Origin of the sequence: Devosia lacusdianchii (assembly GCF_022429625.1) — a bacterium.
GTDB classification, from domain to species: domain Bacteria; phylum Pseudomonadota; class Alphaproteobacteria; order Rhizobiales; family Devosiaceae; genus Devosia; species Devosia lacusdianchii.
The window spans coordinates 4,317,200-4,333,961 of record NZ_CP092483.1 but is presented as its reverse complement, the minus strand read 5'-3'; the positions used below and the strand labels follow the sequence as shown (position 1 = coordinate 4,333,961).

General features: G+C 63.4%; 18 protein-coding genes. 12 read left to right on the top strand and 6 right to left on the bottom strand.

Annotated elements, in window-relative coordinates:
- Positions 1 to 186: 186 nt before the first annotated feature.
- A complete protein-coding gene (gene pncB / locus MF606_RS21475; RefSeq protein ID WP_240231363.1) occupies positions 187 to 1,497 on the top strand; it encodes a nicotinate phosphoribosyltransferase in 1,311 nt (436 codons plus the stop codon).
- A 121-nt stretch (positions 1,498 to 1,618) separates the two neighbouring features.
- Positions 1,619 to 1,873, top strand: coding sequence for a hypothetical protein (locus tag MF606_RS21470; protein ID WP_240231362.1), 255 nt, complete (start codon positions 1,619 to 1,621; stop codon positions 1,871 to 1,873).
- Here MF606_RS21470 and MF606_RS21465 read toward each other — a convergent pair.
- From MF606_RS21465 to tsaB, 5 genes are all read right to left on the bottom strand, one after another.
- Entirely contained in the window at positions 1,870 to 2,124 is a 255-nt protein-coding gene (locus MF606_RS21465; RefSeq protein WP_240231361.1) for a hypothetical protein, read from the bottom strand. The two genes, MF606_RS21470 and MF606_RS21465, sit on opposite strands and share 4 nt — an antisense overlap.
- Positions 2,125 to 2,219: 95 nt before the next feature.
- Positions 2,220 to 3,029, bottom strand: coding sequence for a lysophospholipid acyltransferase family protein (locus MF606_RS21460; RefSeq protein WP_240231360.1), 810 nt, complete (start codon positions 3,027 to 3,029; stop codon positions 2,220 to 2,222).
- The gene (locus tag MF606_RS21455; protein ID WP_240233909.1) at positions 3,026 to 3,415 is read right to left on the bottom strand and encodes a Fur family transcriptional regulator; all 390 of its coding nucleotides are present in this window, start codon (positions 3,413 to 3,415) and stop codon (positions 3,026 to 3,028) included. The genes MF606_RS21460 and MF606_RS21455 overlap by 4 nt, the downstream gene beginning before the upstream one ends.
- A gap of 89 nt (positions 3,416 to 3,504) precedes the next feature.
- Positions 3,505 to 3,984 carry a ribosomal protein S18-alanine N-acetyltransferase gene (gene rimI, locus MF606_RS21450; RefSeq protein ID WP_240231359.1) on the bottom strand — a complete coding sequence of 160 codons (480 nt, stop codon included), beginning with the start codon at positions 3,982 to 3,984 and terminating at the stop codon, positions 3,505 to 3,507.
- The gene (gene tsaB, locus MF606_RS21445; RefSeq protein WP_240231358.1) at positions 3,981 to 4,595 is read right to left on the bottom strand and encodes a tRNA (adenosine(37)-N6)-threonylcarbamoyltransferase complex dimerization subunit type 1 TsaB; all 615 of its coding nucleotides are present in this window, start codon (positions 4,593 to 4,595) and stop codon (positions 3,981 to 3,983) included. The genes rimI and tsaB overlap by 4 nt, the downstream gene beginning before the upstream one ends.
- Before the next feature lie 252 nt (positions 4,596 to 4,847).
- Between tsaB and lnt the strand changes: the two genes are divergently transcribed.
- The 4 genes from lnt to MF606_RS21425 all read left to right on the top strand — a co-directional run bounded on the left by lnt (position 4,848) and on the right by MF606_RS21425 (position 9,181).
- Complete coding sequence (gene lnt, locus MF606_RS21440; RefSeq protein ID WP_240231357.1) at positions 4,848 to 6,461, top strand: apolipoprotein N-acyltransferase; 1,614 nt, start codon at positions 4,848 to 4,850, stop codon at positions 6,459 to 6,461.
- A 163-nt stretch (positions 6,462 to 6,624) separates the two neighbouring features.
- Complete coding sequence (gene metK / locus MF606_RS21435; protein WP_240231356.1) at positions 6,625 to 7,881, top strand: methionine adenosyltransferase; 1,257 nt, start codon at positions 6,625 to 6,627, stop codon at positions 7,879 to 7,881.
- 105 nt (positions 7,882 to 7,986) lie between these two features.
- The gene (gene trmB / locus MF606_RS21430; RefSeq protein ID WP_240231355.1) at positions 7,987 to 8,691 is read left to right on the top strand and encodes a tRNA (guanosine(46)-N7)-methyltransferase TrmB; all 705 of its coding nucleotides are present in this window, start codon (positions 7,987 to 7,989) and stop codon (positions 8,689 to 8,691) included.
- Between the two features lie 106 nt (positions 8,692 to 8,797).
- Positions 8,798 to 9,181 carry a winged helix-turn-helix transcriptional regulator gene (locus MF606_RS21425; protein WP_240231354.1) on the top strand — a complete coding sequence of 128 codons (384 nt, stop codon included), beginning with the start codon at positions 8,798 to 8,800 and terminating at the stop codon, positions 9,179 to 9,181.
- Between the two features lie 45 nt (positions 9,182 to 9,226).
- On the opposite strand, the gene MF606_RS21420 is transcribed toward MF606_RS21425, so the two are convergent.
- Positions 9,227 to 9,511 carry a hypothetical protein gene (locus tag MF606_RS21420; protein ID WP_240231353.1) on the bottom strand — a complete coding sequence of 95 codons (285 nt, stop codon included), beginning with the start codon at positions 9,509 to 9,511 and terminating at the stop codon, positions 9,227 to 9,229.
- A gap of 260 nt (positions 9,512 to 9,771) precedes the next feature.
- Between MF606_RS21420 and MF606_RS21415 the strand changes: the two genes are divergently transcribed.
- The 6 genes from MF606_RS21415 to infB all read left to right on the top strand — a co-directional run bounded on the left by MF606_RS21415 (position 9,772) and on the right by infB (position 16,574).
- Positions 9,772 to 10,437, top strand: a complete 666-nt coding sequence (locus MF606_RS21415; protein ID WP_240231352.1) for an FAD-binding oxidoreductase — start codon at positions 9,772 to 9,774, stop codon at positions 10,435 to 10,437.
- Complete coding sequence (locus MF606_RS21410; protein WP_240231351.1) at positions 10,438 to 10,680, top strand: hypothetical protein; 243 nt, start codon at positions 10,438 to 10,440, stop codon at positions 10,678 to 10,680. It abuts the gene before it with no gap.
- Between the two features lie 107 nt (positions 10,681 to 10,787).
- Positions 10,788 to 11,402: a ribosome maturation factor RimP gene (gene rimP / locus MF606_RS21405; RefSeq protein ID WP_240231350.1), complete on the top strand. Its 615-nt coding sequence runs from the start codon at positions 10,788 to 10,790 to the stop codon at positions 11,400 to 11,402.
- Positions 11,403 to 13,004: a transcription termination factor NusA gene (gene nusA / locus MF606_RS21400; protein WP_240231349.1), complete on the top strand. Its 1,602-nt coding sequence runs from the start codon at positions 11,403 to 11,405 to the stop codon at positions 13,002 to 13,004. It begins immediately after the preceding gene.
- Between the two features lie 23 nt (positions 13,005 to 13,027).
- The gene (locus tag MF606_RS21395; protein WP_275693106.1) at positions 13,028 to 13,729 is read left to right on the top strand and encodes an RNA-binding protein; all 702 of its coding nucleotides are present in this window, start codon (positions 13,028 to 13,030) and stop codon (positions 13,727 to 13,729) included.
- The gene (gene infB, locus MF606_RS21390; protein WP_240231347.1) at positions 13,722 to 16,574 is read left to right on the top strand and encodes a translation initiation factor IF-2; all 2,853 of its coding nucleotides are present in this window, start codon (positions 13,722 to 13,724) and stop codon (positions 16,572 to 16,574) included. The genes MF606_RS21395 and infB overlap by 8 nt, the downstream gene beginning before the upstream one ends.
- Positions 16,575 to 16,762 lie beyond the last annotated feature (188 nt).

Sequence of the window (16,762 nt, the reverse complement as noted above, 5' to 3'; positions counted from 1 at the left end):
CTCGACCCCGAAGGGCGAGTGAGGGGCCTTTGCTTGGCATAGTGCGAGCGGAAGGCCCCTCACCCGCCAGCCGCGCCGCCGACCTCTCCCCCGAAGGGAGAGGTGAAGACCGGACGCTTCCGTGGCTGCGCGCCTTTCAATCCCACCCCTGCCGCGCTAAAAGCCTAGCGGCGAAGTGGGGTTGGAATGGCGACTTATACCGATATTGCCCGGCGGGTGTACAACCACACCTGGAAGTTGGATCCGATCGTACGGAGCCTGCTCGATACCGATTTCTACAAGCTGTTGATGCTGCAGATGATCTGGGGGCTGTACCCCAAGGTCGACGCCACCTTTTCGCTGATCAACCGCACCAAATCGGTCCGCCTTGCCGACGAGATCGATATCGAGGAGTTGCGGGCTCAGCTCGACCACGCCCGCACCCTGCGTTTCACCAAGAAGGAAATGATCTGGCTCGCGGGTAACAGTTTTTATGGCAGCAAGCAGATTTTCGAGCCGGCGTTTCTCAAATGGCTCGAGGGTTTCCGGCTGCCGGAATACCGCCTCGAAAAACGCGACGGGCAGTTCGTGCTCGAATTCCCCGGCCTATGGCTCGAAACCTCGATGTGGGAAATCCCGGCGCTGGCTATCATCAACGAGCTGCGCTCGCGCGCCGCGATGAAGCATTACGGCCCCTTCACGCTCGATGTGCTCTATGCTCGCGCCAAGGCCAAGATGTGGGACAAGGTGGAGCGGCTGCAGAAGTTGCCCGACCTCAAGATTTCCGACTTCGGCACCCGCCGCCGCCACTCGTTTCTGTGGCAGCGCTGGTGCGTCGAGGCGCTGAAGGAAGGCATTGGCGAGGCCTTTACCGGCACGTCCAACGTCAAGCTGGCCATGGACAATGACTTGGAAGCACTTGGCACTAATGCGCACGAATTGCCGATGGTGCTGGCGGCCCTGGCCAAGAGCGATGAGGCGCTGCGCGCTGCGCCCTATCAGGTGCTGCAGGATTGGGAGAGCTATTACGGTGGCAACCTCAAGATCGTGCTGCCCGACGCCTTCGGCACCGATTCGTTCCTCAAGCATGCGCCCGACTGGGTGGCGGACTGGACGGGCTTCCGGCCCGACAGTGCGCCGGCCATTCCCGGCGGCGAGCGCATCATCGCCTGGTGGAAGGAGCGCGGCCGCGACCCGCGCGAAAAACTGCTGATCTTCTCGGATGGGCTCGACGTCGACATGATCGAGGAAGCCTACCTGCATTTTGACGGCAAGGTGCGCATGGCCTTCGGCTGGGGCACCAACCTCACCAATGATTTCGAGGGCTGCGCGCCCGATGGCCCCAATCCGGGGCTCGATCCGATTTCGATCGTCGCCAAGGTCAGTGAGGCCAATGGAAGGCCGGCGGTGAAGCTCAGCGACAATCCGGCCAAGGCCACCGGAATCGAATCGGAGATCGCTCGCTATGTACGGGTCTTCGGCGATGCCGGACGGGTGGAGCACGCCGTAAAGGTATGACGAATATGTGCCGCGGCGGGCGTTTTTGGTTCTCCCCAGCGAAACCAACGCCTTGTCCAGACATTAAGACCTCGGGAACTTCCGCATCGTAGGTTGGCGTGGGGGCTCCTTTGGGGCCAGGATGACTATTGAATTGATCGACATCGCGGTGCGGGACAAGCAATCCCATCCGCGTCTGCAGGGCCGAACCACCGGTCATGTCCGCGCCGTGCTTGCCGAGCAAGGGCCCGGGCGCCAACAAACCCACGAGCTGGCGATTTCCGTCTGGGCTGACCTGCCCGAAGGCAGCAGCGACGCCGATATCGACATGGCCCTGATGCTCAAGGCCGCCGACATCATCGCCCGGCTCAAGTCCAATCTGGCCGGGACGGACTAGCGCCGGGCGCGCTGGCTGATGAGCTGGTCGAAATAGGCGCGGTCGCTGCGCAGCAGCGAACCGGTGCGTGGCTTGGGCGGGACCGGCTGCGGCGGAACATTGCGCGCGCCAAAGCGATATTTGGGCGCATGGGCATAGTAGCGCGCGGCCACGGCCAGGCGAGCCTCGGCGCGCAGCCGGCGTTCGTCGCGCACGAACCAGACCACCGTGCTGATCGTGATCACCCATATTGCGAGCAGTTGCCAAGCCATCGCCGTCTCCATTTCCGAAGACGGCTATAGCTAACGAAAGTTTAACGCCCAAGCGGAGTCTGGCGTTAGCCTTACCGCGTAAACTTGTCTCTAAGTCAGGTGGTGGTGACGGGAACGGGCAGTTTCTGGCCCCGGTTGAGCGCGACCAGCATAGCGCGCACGTCGTCCTCGGCGGCTTTGGTCACAAGCTTGCGGTTGTCGCTTTCAGTGAGCGGTCGCGGCACGCCGAAAGCCACCGTCACATCCTTGACCGGCCCGCCCAGGATTTCGCGGATGTTCTGCTTAACCGACTTGGACTTGATCCAGGCGATCAGCGAGCGTTCGTTGCGCCCCACGGGCAGTCCCTGCAGCTTCGTATACGCGATGGTCAGCGGCTGGATGAGCACATCGGTCGCGCCGGCGTCGATCATGGCGTGCTGGGCCGCGCCAACCAGCGCCGAGCGGAACGGCAGCACATGGGTGCCGATGTCGGACTGGCCTTCGGCGAACAGCAGTACGGCATTGCCGCCCGCCATATGCGCGCCCATCTCGCGGCTGGTGCGGCCGGCATCGGAGCGGCGGTTGCGGTCGACAAAAATGGTCTTTTGCAAGCGGGCCATCATGCCGACGAAAAACCATTCGCCCACCTCACGCTTGGCGACGAAGGTCACATCGGCGACCGAGCCAATGGCCACGATATCGGTCCAGGAAATATGGTTGGAGACCAGCAGCGTGGCACGCCCCGTCGCCGGGTGGCCGACCACGGTCACGCGCATGCCGAGGAAAATGCAGCCGACCCGATGGAAGAAGCGCGGCAGCACATTCCAGAACGGCAGCTTGAGCGCATTGATCAGCGCCTGCGCCGGAATGATGACGATCATGACCGGCACGAAGACGAAAACGAAAAACAGGACGCGGAAGATCATTTCTTGGCTCGGTCGGCGCCTTCGATGGGAACGGCGTATAGCTCGAGGCGATGGTCCACCAGCCGATAGCCCAGCCGCTTGGCGATGACCTCCTGGATAGCCTCGATTTCCTCGTTGCGGAACTCGATGACCGTGCCGGAGCGGATATCGATCAGGTGGTCGTGATGCTCGTCGGGGATGAGCTCGAAGCGGGCGCGACCGTCCTTGAAATCGTGCTTGGTCACCAGCCCTGCCTCTTCGAAGAGGTTGACCGTGCGGTAGACGGTCGAGAGCGAAATGCGGTCGTCGACGGCCGAGGCACGGCGGTAGAGCTCTTCGACATCGGGGTGATCGGTCGCGGCCTGGATCACCCGCGCAATGACGCGGCGTTGATCGGTCATGCGCATGCCCTTGGAAACGCAGGCCTCTTCCAGCGTCGGGTCAGTCTCACTCTTGCTCACGCGACAGCTCCGAACCGGTCCATGATGGAACCGGGTTACCCAAGATCGCGGGCCATGACAAGCGCGGTAGCTGCCGAGCCGTCGGGCTTGGGATAATAGCCGCGGCGGCTCGATATGGTCGCAAAGCCTTCGCGACCATAGAGCTTGATGGCCGGCGTATTCTCCTCGCTGACCTCAAGGAACATGCGTCGGGCCGGGCTCATCAGCAGATCGTCGAAGGCGGCGTGCAGCAGGGCCTGGCCGATGCGCTTGCCGCGCCATTTGGGGTCGACGGCGATCGTCAGCAGCTCGGCCTCGTCGGCCGCGAGGCGGATCAGCGCGAAGCCGGCAATGCGGCGCTTGGCGTCGCAGGCGACATAGACCGGCGTGCCGTCTTCGCTGAGGAAACTGGAGAACTCCGCCACCGGCCAGCCGCGATAGAAGCCCTGCGCGTGGATGCGCGCCAGATCAACCGCGTCGCGGGTCTGGCCAGGTTCGATATGCAGGCCCCCCGGGGCCATCCACAGCTTCATCATGAGCCAAGTCTTTCGATCCGCGCCGCCGTTTGCGGCTTGGCGTCGGCATCGCGCACATAGGCAGCCTCGGGTGGATGGGCAAGAGGATCGGCGGTTGCACCGTAGCGCGCCACTAGCGCGATATCGACGAAGGGCACGGTGATCAGCGTCGTGCCGGGCACGATCGCCGCCTGCGCAATGACCATGGGGAGCAGGTCGGGCGGTGTCGTCGGCAGCGCCGGACCGGCAAAGATCTGGAAATAGGCCTCACCACGACGGGCATCGAGCAGAACGGTCGAGGGACCGGGTTCGGCCAGCGACAAAGCCAGCAAGCTCGGCACGCCGATGGCGGGAATCGAGCGCGCCAGGGCAATGCCGCGCGCTGCTGAAAGTCCGATCCTTAGCCCGGTGAACGAGCCCGGGCCGGTCGTGGTGACGACGCGGTCGAGATCGGCATAGGTCACGCCGTTGCGGGCCAGCAGCGCAGCAATTCGCTCGAAGATCAGTTCGGCATGGCCGGTGGCGATGTCGTCGATCGACACGTCGGTCCTGCCGTCGGCCAGCAACAGGCCCAGTTGCAGACGGGGCGCGGCGGTGTCGATGGCGAGGGTGATGTGGCTAGTGTCCGGCACGGTGGCTCCCGCCCCCTCACCCGTCTCGCGCTACGCGCGATCCACCCTCTCCCGCAAGGGGCGAGGGTTGGTCCGGTGGTCGTCCGCTCTCGGAGCTCCCCTTCTCCCCCCGTGGGAGAAGGTGCCCGAAGGGCGGATGAGGGGGCCTTGCTTGCCTCCTAGCGCCGACACGTCGCCAAGTCCACCGCCTTGACGCCCCCTGCCCCGCCAGCGACTTTGCCGCATGCGTCCTGATTCGCCGAAAGCCGCGCAATGACCTGGTTGGCCGAGACTGCCATGCTCAGCCATGGCTGGCGGCGTTTTTTACTGCTGGTGGTGGCGGGCGCCGTCGCCGGTCTCTCCGTCCCGCCGCTCTTCGTCGTCCCGGCGCTGTTCGTCAGCTTTCCCATCTGGGTCTGGTGCCTCGATGGTGCCGAGCGGCAGCGCGGCTGGCGCCGGATATTAGGACCGGCCTTCACCATCGGCTTCGCCTTCGGTTGGGGCTATTTCACCGTCGCCTTTCACTGGCTAGGCGCCGCCTTCTTTGTCGATGGCGGGATCATGCTGTTACTAATGCCTTTCGCCATCCTGGCGCTTGCGGCGCTGATCGCCATTTTCTGGGGTGTCGGCAGCGCCCTGGCGCATCTGTTCTGGAGCCACGGGCCCTGGCGTATCGTGACGCTCGCGACCTTCGTCACCATCGCCGAATGGGCCCGCGGCCATGTGCTCACCGGTTTTCCGTTCGATCTGCTCGGCTATGCGCTGACCCCGACCGACGAGATGATGCAGATCACCTCGGTCATCGGCATCTATGGCCTGACGCTGGTGGCTGCCTTGCTCGCGATGACGCCGGCGCTGATCTGGCCTGCCGACAATCGCAGCCTCAGCCGGCGCCTGCTGCCGTTCTTCATCGCATTGCTGGTGATCGCCGGCCAGCTTGGCTACGGCTACAATCGCCTCGCCGGCACGGTCTCGACCGAGCGCCAGGATATCGCCATGCGGCTGGTCCAGCCGCTGGTCTATGAGCATTCCGACTGGGGCAATGCCGATCCGGTTGCCTTGATCGATCGCCTGCTGATGCTGTCAGACATGCGCATGGACCCGTCCGACCAGGGCATGGCCGACATCACCCATCTGGTCTGGCCTGAATCGAGCCTGCCGTTTTTCCTCTCGACCTATCCCGACGCGCTGGCGCGCATTGCCCGGCTGCTGCCCGATGGCGCCATGCTGCTGACCGGCGCACCGCGTCAGCAATACGAGCCCGGCGGCACGGTGGCGTCGGGCCTGCCGTACAACGCGGTGTTGGCGATCGATACCAATGGCGAGGTCATCGCCTCGTACGACAAGGCCCATCTGGTGCCGTTTGGCGAATTCCTGCCGTTTGGCGAATTCTTCGCCCGACTGGGCATCAAGCAATTCGTGCCTGGCGCCGAGGGTTGGGGCCATGGCGATGCAAGACGGCGGCTGATGAGCCTGCCCAACACGCCATCGCTGCTGGCCCTGATCTGCTACGAAATCCTGTTCTCGGGCGATCTGGGCGACACGGCCGATGCGCAATTCCTGTTCAACATCACCAATGATGCCTGGTTCGACAATTCCATCGGGCCGGCCCAGCATGCCCACCACGCCCGCGTCCGCGCCGTCGAAGAGGGCATGAGTCTCATCCGGGCGGCCAATTCGGGTCTCACCTTTGCAACCGATCCGCTGGGCCGCATCACCGGCCAGATCGCGCCGCTGGAAATGGCCGCGCTCGACGTGCGCCCGCATGAGCGGCTGGCCGGCACGGTGTTCAGCCGCGTCCGCTACTGGCCGCTATTGATTGCGCTGGTGGCAGGGCTTTTGATTTCCGTGGCCGCGGCGCGGGGCGGACGCAAGCGGCTGGCCTGAGGCCGATACTGCTTCTGCCTGTGCCGCCAATTCATGCTCGTAAATCGACCGGCGACATATCAAGCTTTCTTTATATCCGCCTTGACCGAACCGACAGCGAGTGTCACAACCGGGTCAATATCGCTCGTTTTGGGCGGTTTTTGCCATGTTCAGGGGATTTCGGTTGGCCCGCTCATCTTATCTTTTCACCTCGGAATCGGTCTCAGAAGGTCACCCCGACAAGGTCTGCGACCGGATTTCCGACGAAATCGTCGATCTGGTGTTCCGCGAAGCCAAGAAGACCGGCATGGATCCGTCCAAGGTCCGTATCGCCTGCGAGACGCTGGCCACGACCAACCGCGTGGTGATCGCCGGTGAAGTGCGCGTGCCCGAAAGCCTGCTCAAGAAGGGCAAGGACGGCAAGGTGCTGCTGGACGCCGCCGGCCACCCGGTGGTCAACCCCAGCAAGTTCAAATCCATCGCCCGTAAAGCGATCCGGGCCATCGGCTACGAGCAATCCGGATTCCACTGGAAGACCGCCAAGATTGACGTGTTGCTGCACGGCCAGTCGGCCGATATTGCGCAGGGTGTCGACGAGGCGGGCAATAAGGATGTGGGTGCGGGCGACCAGGGCATCATGTTCGGCTATGCCAGCCGCGAGACTCCGGAACTGCTGCCGGCGCCGATCTATTACGCCCACAAGATCCTGGAAACGCTGACCACCGCTCGCAAGGCGAATAATAGCCCGGCCGGCAAGCTCGGGCCCGATGCCAAGAGCCAGGTGACGGTGCGCTACGAAGACGGCAAGCCGGTCGGCGTGACCCAGATCGTGCTCTCGACCCAGCACCTGGATGAGAGCCTGACCTCGGCCGACGTGCGCAAGATCGTCGAGCCCTATATCCGCGAGGCCCTGCCCGAAGGCTGGATTTCCAAGGATACCGTCTGGCACGTCAACCCGACGGGCAAGTTCGTGGTCGGCGGCCCCGATGGCGATGCGGGCCTTACCGGCCGCAAGATCATTGTCGATACCTATGGCGGCGCCGCGCCGCATGGCGGCGGTGCCTTTTCGGGCAAGGACCCGACCAAGGTCGACCGGTCGGCGGCCTATGCGGCGCGCTATCTCGCCAAGAATGTGGTTGCCGCCGGTCTTGCCGATCGCGCCACCATCCAGCTCAGCTACGCCATCGGCGTGGCGCAGCCGCTCTCGATCTATGTTGACCTCCACGGCACCGGCAAGGTCGACGAGGCCGTGGTCGAAGCCGCCCTCGGTAAGGTCATGGACCTGACGCCGCGCGGCATCCGCACCCATCTCGATCTCAACAAGCCCATCTATGCCAAGACTTCGGCCTACGGCCATTTCGGCCGCAAGGCTGGCCGCGATGGCAGCTTCTCCTGGGAAAAGACCGACCTGGTGAGCGCCCTTAAGGCCGCGGTGAAGTAATCCCTGCAAGGCCACGCTGAATTGTGTTCACGGCGCCGTTCCCGCTTCTCGGGCACGGCGCCTTAGTCTATATGGCCGCGTCCCTGCGGAAACCATGCACCACATATGACCGATCATCAGCTTCCCAAGACCCGCTCCGGTGAGCCGCGCGCTTTTTTTGGCCGCCGTTCCGGCAAGAAGCTGCATGGCGGGCAGCAGGCAGTGTTCGACGCGACGCTCCCGGCGCTCGAGATCAAGCTCAATGGCCGGCTGGATCCGCGTAGCCTTTTTCCGGATGCCGACAAGATCATTGTCGAGATCGGCTATGGCGGCGGCGAGCATCTGGCGCTGGAGGCGTCGCGCCATCCGAAGACCGGCTATGTTGGCTGCGAGGTGTTTACTGGTGGCATTGGCAAGATGGTGCAGGCCATAGCGGCGCAGGACCTGCGCAACATCCGCCTCTTTACCGATGACGCGTTCAAGCTGCTGGTGGAGCTACCCGATGCGTCGCTGGACGAGGTCTATCTGCTCTACCCCGATCCCTGGCCCAAGACGCGCCACCACAAGCGGCGTTTCGTCTCGGAGACGACGCTGGCCGAGCTGGCCCGGGTGATCCGCCCCGGCGGCGTGTTTCATTTCGCCACCGATATCGAAGATTACGCCAACTGGACCCTGGCCCATATCGTGCGGGCGCCATTGTTCCGATTCGCGCCGGAAAAGCCGGGGGGCTGGCACGAGCCCTATGCCGGCTGGGAAGCGACGCGCTACGAGCAGAAGGCCCGCCGCGAGGGCCGGATGATCAGTTTTTATCTGAGTTTCAAGCGGGTTTAGCGCAAAAGAGCGATAGCAGCCATGTCAAAGTTTAATGACTGGCTGCACTGGAAGCGCCGCAATCGCGCCCCATATGGCAAACTCGACCATGTTTTCGAGGTTCGCCATGTCCGCTCTGCCCAAATCCCACCAGCATGAAGATGACGTGCTGATGGTCAGGCCCGGAAAGTGGACGCTGACTGTCGTCACGCTGCTGCGGGCGGAGAGGCTCCGCTTCAACGAGATCAAGCGGGTTGGCGGGATATCCCAGAAGACGCTGACGATCACGCTGCGCGAGCTCGAGCGCGACGGATTCGTAACGCGAACCATGTTCGCGACGATTCCACCCCGCGTCGATTATGAACTGACCGATCTCGGCCGCGAATTGCTCAAGCTGGCCGACAGTGTGCGGGTTTTTGCCGAGCGCAACCGGGAGCAGGTCCTTGCGGCCCGCGAGCGTTTCGACAGCACCGGCGGCGAGCCGGTGATCCGGATCATCCATCCGGAGTGAGTACGGGCGCCGTCGGCTGAGCCGGCGGCGCCGTGGTCGGCACCCTTAGAGGGAGACTTGGTGCAGCGAACCGGGGGTGTAGAACTGCATCACTTCCGAGCCGTCCTCGAGCGTCACGTAGGCGCGGATCAGGCCGCCCCAGTTCTCGACGGACGAAGCGTTGACGCCCTGTGCCTGCAGACGGCTGACGATACCGTCGGCAACCCAATCCTGGTCGTCATTGTCGCCCGTACCGAAGACGGGAACGACGCCGGTACCGGCATAGGCCGGCAGGGCAACGGCGGAAACGGAAGCGACGGCGAGCAGGGCGATTACAGTGTTCTTGATCATTTCAGGTGTTCCTTTCGTTTGAACACCCTGGAAATGATCCTCGTCTCCCCAACCCGCAAGACGCGATATTTGTGATTCCGGGGCTTGAAGTCGGGCGGATCGTTGCGAAGGTTTTGATAGGGATATCAAGGGGTTCTGGCGAGACCTAGTTTCCCCGGAGCTACCGGGTTACTCCGGTGCTACGTTCAGGCTGGCTGCGGACCTTGCAGGCATTGGAACCTTTGGTCGGGCAGCGGCATATGCCTTCAAAGGAGCCGATCATGCCCACCCGCGTCAAGATTCTGAAGACCGAAATGGTCACGCATAATGTTCGTCATTACCGCGTCGAAAAACCGAAGAATTTTCACTTTGGTCCCGGCCAGGCGACGGAAGTGAGCATCGACAAGCCGGAATGGACCGATCTTAAGCGACCGTTTACCTTCACGTCACTGCAAGACGAGCCGACGCTCGAATTCACCATCAAAAGCTATCGCGACCACCCCGGGGTCACCAACGCGCTCTGGGGCTGCGAGGCGGGCGATCATCTGCTGCTGCGCGATGTGTGGGGCACGATCCAGTATAAGGGTCCGGGAACGTTCATTGCCGGCGGCGCCGGTGTCACGCCGTTTATTGCCATTCTGCGCCACCTCAATGCCAAGGGCGGCCTTGGGGGTAATCGGCTGATCGTCTCCAACCAGACGGAACGCGACATCATCCTGCGCGACGAGTTCGAAGCCATGGATGGGCTGAAGACACTATGGACGGTCACGTCCGATCCGAAGTCCAAACTTTTGCAGGAGCGGATCGACTCGGACTTTCTCAAGCGGCACATCACCGACTTCAAACAGAACTTCTATGTCTGCGGACCGGATGCCATGGTCAAAGACCTGCGGACCGCGCTGGAGGAGCTCGGGGCCGACGTATCGAGCGTCACTTGGGAGAAGTGATTGGACTATTGCCACGCAGATGTTGTCTGGAAGACCGCCAGCCCGGACGGGCGGCGGGAGCTCCATCTTCTTGCGCGCCATGACGGCTTGTTCGAATTCCGCGAGAATGTCCTGACACTGCTTGATCATGCCCAAGGTTCCGAAGAGGTCTGGTTGCCTGGCTATTCATCCGGTCTCTTCCGGACGCCAGGCGAGGCCGAGCGCGAGGCGCGCAACGCCATCGGCTGGCTGCGCGTCGCCTGACACCTTGCGGCTTACGGACAACGGCGCTATATAGACGCCAACATCTCAGCAAGTTTGCAGAGTGGGAGCCGCCCGGCCCCGCTCTTTTTTATTACCTGAAGGGACCGATGAGCTTCGATCTCACCGAAAAACGCTACATCAAGGAAACCGGCCTCGAAGCCCGGATTTCCCGCATTGTCGAGCCGGTGGCCAATGGCCTCGGCTTTGCCCTGGTCCGGGTGAAGATCACCCAGGAAAACGGCATGACGCTGCAGATCATGGCCGAGGACGAGAACGGGCGCTTCACGATCGTCAACTGCGAGGCCCTGAGCAAAGACCTCTCGCCGGTGCTTGACGTAGAAGACCCGATCGACCGCGAGTATCACCTGGAAGTCTCGTCCCCCGGCATCGACCGGCCGCTGGTGCGCCGGCGCGACTTCGCCGCCTATACCGGCCACGAGGTCAAGATCGAGCTCAGCGACATGATCAACGGCCGCAAGCGTTTCCGCGGCTTCATCAAGGCGGTGGACGACGAGGCGGTGGTGATCACCCTGCCCGACGCCCCTGCCGGTACCGATCCCGACCACCGCCTGCTGCTCTCGACCATCGCCGAAGCCAAGCTGGTGATGACCGATGCGCTGATGGAAAAAGCGCGCATCGACCAGGAAGCCCACCCCATTGACGATGACGAGACCGAAACGGTCGAGTTTCAAGACACTGACGACTCCGAGGAGATTCATTAAATGGCCGTTAGCGCGAACCGCCTTGAGCTGTTGCAGATCGCAGACGCTGTTGCCCGCGAAAAGTCGATCGACCGCATGGTCGTGATCGAGGCGATGCAGGATGCCATGGAGAAGGCCGCCAAGGGCCGCTATGGCGCCGAGACCGAGATCAAGGTCGAGATCAATCCGCGCTCGGGCGAAACCCGCATGTGGCGCCTGCTCGAAATCGTCGCTGATGTCGAAGAGCCCAGCCGCCAGATCGATCTGAAGCGCGCCCAGGTCAAGTCGCCCGAGGCCAAGGTTGGCGACTTCCTGACCGAGCCGCTGCCGCCGATGGAGTTCGGCCGCATCGCCGCCCAATCGGCCAAGCAGGTCATCGTCCAGAAGGTGCGCGATGCCGAGCGCGAGCGCATGTATGACGAGTACTTCAACCGCATCGGCGAGATCGTCAACGGCACCGTCAAGCGCGTCGAATACGGCAATGTCATTGTCGACCTCGGCCGTGGCGAAGCCATCATCCGCCGCGACGAGCTGATCCCGCGCGAAATGTTCCGCTACGGCGATCGCGTCCGCGCTTACGTCTATGACGTGCGCCGCGAACAGCGCGGCCCGCAGATTTTCCTCAGCCGCACGCATCCGCAGTTCATGGCCAAGCTGTTCATGCAGGAAGTGCCTGAGATCTATGACGGCGTGATCACCATCCGTTCGATCGCCCGCGATCCGGGCAGCCGCGCCAAGATCGCCGTGACCTCTTCGGACAGCTCGATCGATCCCGTGGGCGCCTGCGTCGGTATGCGTGGTTCGCGCGTGCAGGCCGTGGTTGCCGAACTCCAGGGCGAGAAGATCGACATTATTCCGTGGACCGACACCATTGCCGATCTCGTGGTCTCGGCCCTGCAGCCGGCCGATGTTGCCAAGGTGGTGCTCGACGAGCAGGCCGAGCGCATCGAAGTCGTGGTTCCCGACGAACAGCTGTCGCTGGCCATTGGCCGCCGCGGCCAGAATGTGCGTCTCGCCAGCCAGCTGATCGGTTGGGATATCGACATCCTGACCGAGCAGGAAGAAAGCGAACGCCGCCAGAAGGAATTCACCGAACGCTCGACCCTGTTCATGCAGGCCCTTGACGTTGACGAGATGGTTGCCCAACTACTGGCTTCCGAAGGCTTCTCCTCGGTCGAGGAACTGGCCTATATCGACGCCAACGAAATCGCGTCGATCGACGGCTTCGACGAAGAAACCGCCGGCGAAATCCAGAACCGCGCCACCGAATACCTGGCGGCCATCGATCGGGCCCATGACGAAGAGCGCAAGAAGCTCGGCGTCGAGGACGAGCTCTATGAAATCGCCGGCCTCACCGCCGCCATGCTGGTGGCCCTGGGCAAGGACGACATCAAGACCGTGGAAGACTTTGCCGGCTGCGCCTCGGACGACCTGATCGGCTGGAGCGAACGCAAGGATGGCGAAACCAAGCGCTTCGAGGGAACTTTCAAGGACTTCCCTGTCAGCCGCGAAGAAGCCGAGGACATGATCATGCAGGCCCGCATCAAGGCTGGCTGGATTAATGAGGAAGACTTGCCGCCGATTGAAGGTGACGAAATCATCACCGACGAGGCGACGGCTTAGGCCGTTTCGGAGCGAGGGACCTGATGGCCCGGCGCGAAGAAACGAGCAGGATGTGCGCACTGACACGGGCTGAGAGGCCCGTGGCGGAGCTCATCCGCTTCGTGCTGGGTCCCGACGGGATGCTGGTGCCCGATACCGAGGCTAAGGCCGAGGGTCGGGGCGTCTGGATCAGCCTCAACCGCGAACTGGTGGCCGAGGCGGTCAAGAAGAAGGTGTTCGCGCGGAGCCTTAAGACCGAGGTGACGCTGCCCGACGACTTGCCGGGCCTGACCCAGCTCCGGCTGGAACAGCGCTATCTCAACGCGCTGGGCATGGCCCGCAAGGCGGGTCAATTGACCTTCGGTGCCACCAAGGTGCGCAGCCTTATCGAAACGGGCAATCTGATTGCCCTGATCACGGCGACGGATGCCGCCGAAGACGGCCGCAGCAAGATGGTTGGGCCGCTCAAGGCCCTGCATTACGCGGCCGCCGAAGGAGGAATTAACGGTTTTGACGTGCCCCATTTCGAATTGCTCTCTTCAGAGCAAATGGGTTTGGCACTCGGCCTCGAAAATGTGATACATGCTGCCCTCACGAGAGGGGCAGCAGCCCAAGCGGCGGTAGAAAAGGCCCGTAGACTGGCCCTTTATGCCGCCAAACCAACGGAAACGGACACCGGCCGCCATGCGGTTGACGGTGACCTTTTGCCCGAGGAACACGACGAAAGACGCGAGATACATGGCTGAAAACGACGACAAGCGCACCGATGACACTGGCGCGAAGAAGACGCTGACACTCAAGGGCGGCCCAGGCCTGGGCAACCGTCCTGGCATGTCGCGTGGTCCTTCGCGCTCGACGGTGGTCGTCGAGAAGCGCACGCGCCTGGTTCCCAAGCCCAATGCCCCGATGGCGCCGCAGCGCCCGCAATCGGCTGCGCCAAGCCAGGGCAATCGCCCACCGGCTGGCCGCCCGGTCCAGACCCAGCAGCGTGCACCGCTGGGGCTTTCGGCCGCCGAAGCTGAAGCGCGCCGCAATGCCCTTGCCCTTGCTGGCGCCCGCGCCGCTGAGGATCAGGAACGCTTTGCCGCCGAAGAAGCGCGCCGCATGGAAGACGATGCGCGCCGCCGCCAGGTGCGCGAGGAAGCCGAGCGCCTGGAAAAGGAACGCCAGGATGCCGAACGCGCTGAAGCCGCGCCTGCCGCTCCGGTAGAAGCGGCTCCGCCGGCCGCAAGCCCGGCTGAACCTGCTGCGCCAGCGGCTGCGGCGCCTGCCGCAGAAGAAGCGCCGGCCTTTACGCCCGCATCGCAGCGCAATGCTGGTCCGACCAGCGTACGCGTCGTTGCCGGCCGCCCGGGCCAGCCGCCGCGGCCACCGCGTGTCGAGCGTCCGAGCAATACCCGCCCGGAAAGCGAACGCGGCGCCAATGCCTATATCAAGCCGGGTGCCGCTGGTGCCCGTCCAGGCGCCCCCGGCGCCCGCCCTTCGGGCACGGCAACCCGCCCGGCTGGCGAACGCCGTCCGGCCGGTGCCGGCATGGCGCCGATCGGCAATGTGCCGCCGGCTCCGCCGAGCGAAGCCGATGGCCGCAAGGTCCGCACCGGCGCGCCACAGGTTCGCCCGACCACCGAAGCTGAACTCGAAAACGCCCGCCGCGCTTCCCGCGCCGCGCCGGAGCGGCCGACGCGCCGTGCCGGCGAGGATGCCAGCGGCCGCGGCCGCCTGACGGTATCGAGCGCCACGACCGAAAGCGATCGCGACAAGGGTCCGTCCCTCGCCGCGATGCGCCGCCGTCGCGACAAGAAGATGGGCCGCAACCAGCAGGAAGCGCCCAAACTCAGCCGTGAAGTCACCATTCCGGAAGCCATCACGGTTGCCGAACTGGCCAACCGCATGGCCGAGCGCTCTGTTACCGTCATCAAGATGCTGATGGCGCAGGGCACGATGGCCACCATCAACGACGTGCTCGATGCCGATACGGCAGAGCTGATCGCGAGCGAGCTGGGCCACACGGTCAAGCGCGTGTCGGAAGCCGACGTCGAAGAGGGCCTGTTCGATATCGCATCGGACGACAAGGCCGAGGATCTGACCGATCGTGCGCCGGTCGTGACCATTATGGGTCACGTCGACCACGGCAAGACCAGCCTGCTCGACGCGATTCGCGAGGCCAATGTTGTCAGCGGCGAAGCCGGTGGCATCACCCAGCATATCGGCGCCTATCAGGTCGAAAAGAACGGCAACAAGATCACCTTCCTCGACACTCCGGGCCACGAGGCGTTCACCGCCATGCGTGCCCGCGGCGCCCAGGCGACCGATATCGCGGTTCTGGTGGTGGCGGCCGACGACGGCGTGATGCCGCAGACGATCGAATCCATCAAGCATGCCAAGGCCGCCGGGGTTCCGATTATCGTGGCCATCAACAAGATGGACAAGCCCGAAGCCAACCCGACGCGCGTTCGCACCGAGCTGCTGCAGCACGAAGTGTTCGTCGAATCGATGGGCGGCGACGTGCTCGACGTGGAAGTGTCGGCCAAGACGCAGGCCGGTCTCGACAAGCTGCTCGAAACCATCCTGCTGCAGGCCGAAGTGCTCGAGCTCAAGGTGGCCCGCGATGGCCGTGCCGAGGGTCTGGTCATCGAAGCCAAGCTCGATCGCGGTCGCGGTGCCGTTGCCACGGTTCTGGTGCAGCGCGGTACCCTCGCGATCGGCGACATTCTCGTCGCCGGCACCGAGTTTGCCCGCGTGCGCGCCCTGATCAACGACAAGGGCGAGCAGGTCAAGGAAGCCGGCCCCTCCATTCCGGTGGAAGTGCTGGGCTTTACCGGCGTGCCGTCGGCGGGCGACCGCTTCTCGGTGGTCGAGACCGAAGCGCGTGCCCGCGAAGTCACCGAATATCGTCAGCGCGCCATCCGTGAAAAGACGGCCGGCGGCGGCGCCACCAGCCTCGAGCAGATGATGAATCAGCTCAAGGTGGCCGGCATCGCCAAGTTCCCGCTGATCATCAAGGGCGACGTGCAGGGTTCGGTCGAAGCCATCGTGGCTTCGCTCAACAAGCTCTCGACCGACGAAGTGTCGGCGCAGATCCTGATGAGCGCGGTGGGCGGTATCACCGAATCCGACGTGACTCTGGCTTCGGCATCGAATGCCATCGTCATCGGCTTCAACGTCCGCGCCAACAAGCAGGCAACCGACCTCGCGACCCGCGACGGCATCGAAATCCGTTACTACAACATCATCTACGACCTCGTGGATGACGTGAAGAACGCGATGAGCGGCCTGCTGAAGCCCGAACGCCGCGAGACCTTCATCGGCAATGCCGAAATCCTCGAAGTCTTTTCGATCACCAAGGTCGGCAAGGTCGCCGGCTGCCGGGTCACCGAAGGCATGGTGGAGCGCGGTGCCGGCGTGCGTCTTATCCGCGACAACGTCGTCATTCACGAAGGCAAGCTCAAGACGCTCAAGCGCTTCAAGGACGAAGTCAAGGAAGTGCAGACCGGCCAGGAATGCGGCATGGCCTTCGAAAATTACGAAGACATGCGGGCCGGCGACGTCATCGAATGCTTCCGCGTCGAGACGGTACAGCGCACGCTGTAAGGCACGGCTGGCCGATATGAGAATACGAAGGGCGCGGTGCAGACCGCGCCCTTCTTATGTGGCTTGTCTAAGCAGTATCGCGTAGCGAGTTCGAAATGCGAGGATCGTCAGGCCCGTGAAGCTATTCGGAAATTCAATCTCCGTGGCGGGACAGCTGAGTCTGATTATTTTCCTTGGCTTGCCGGCCC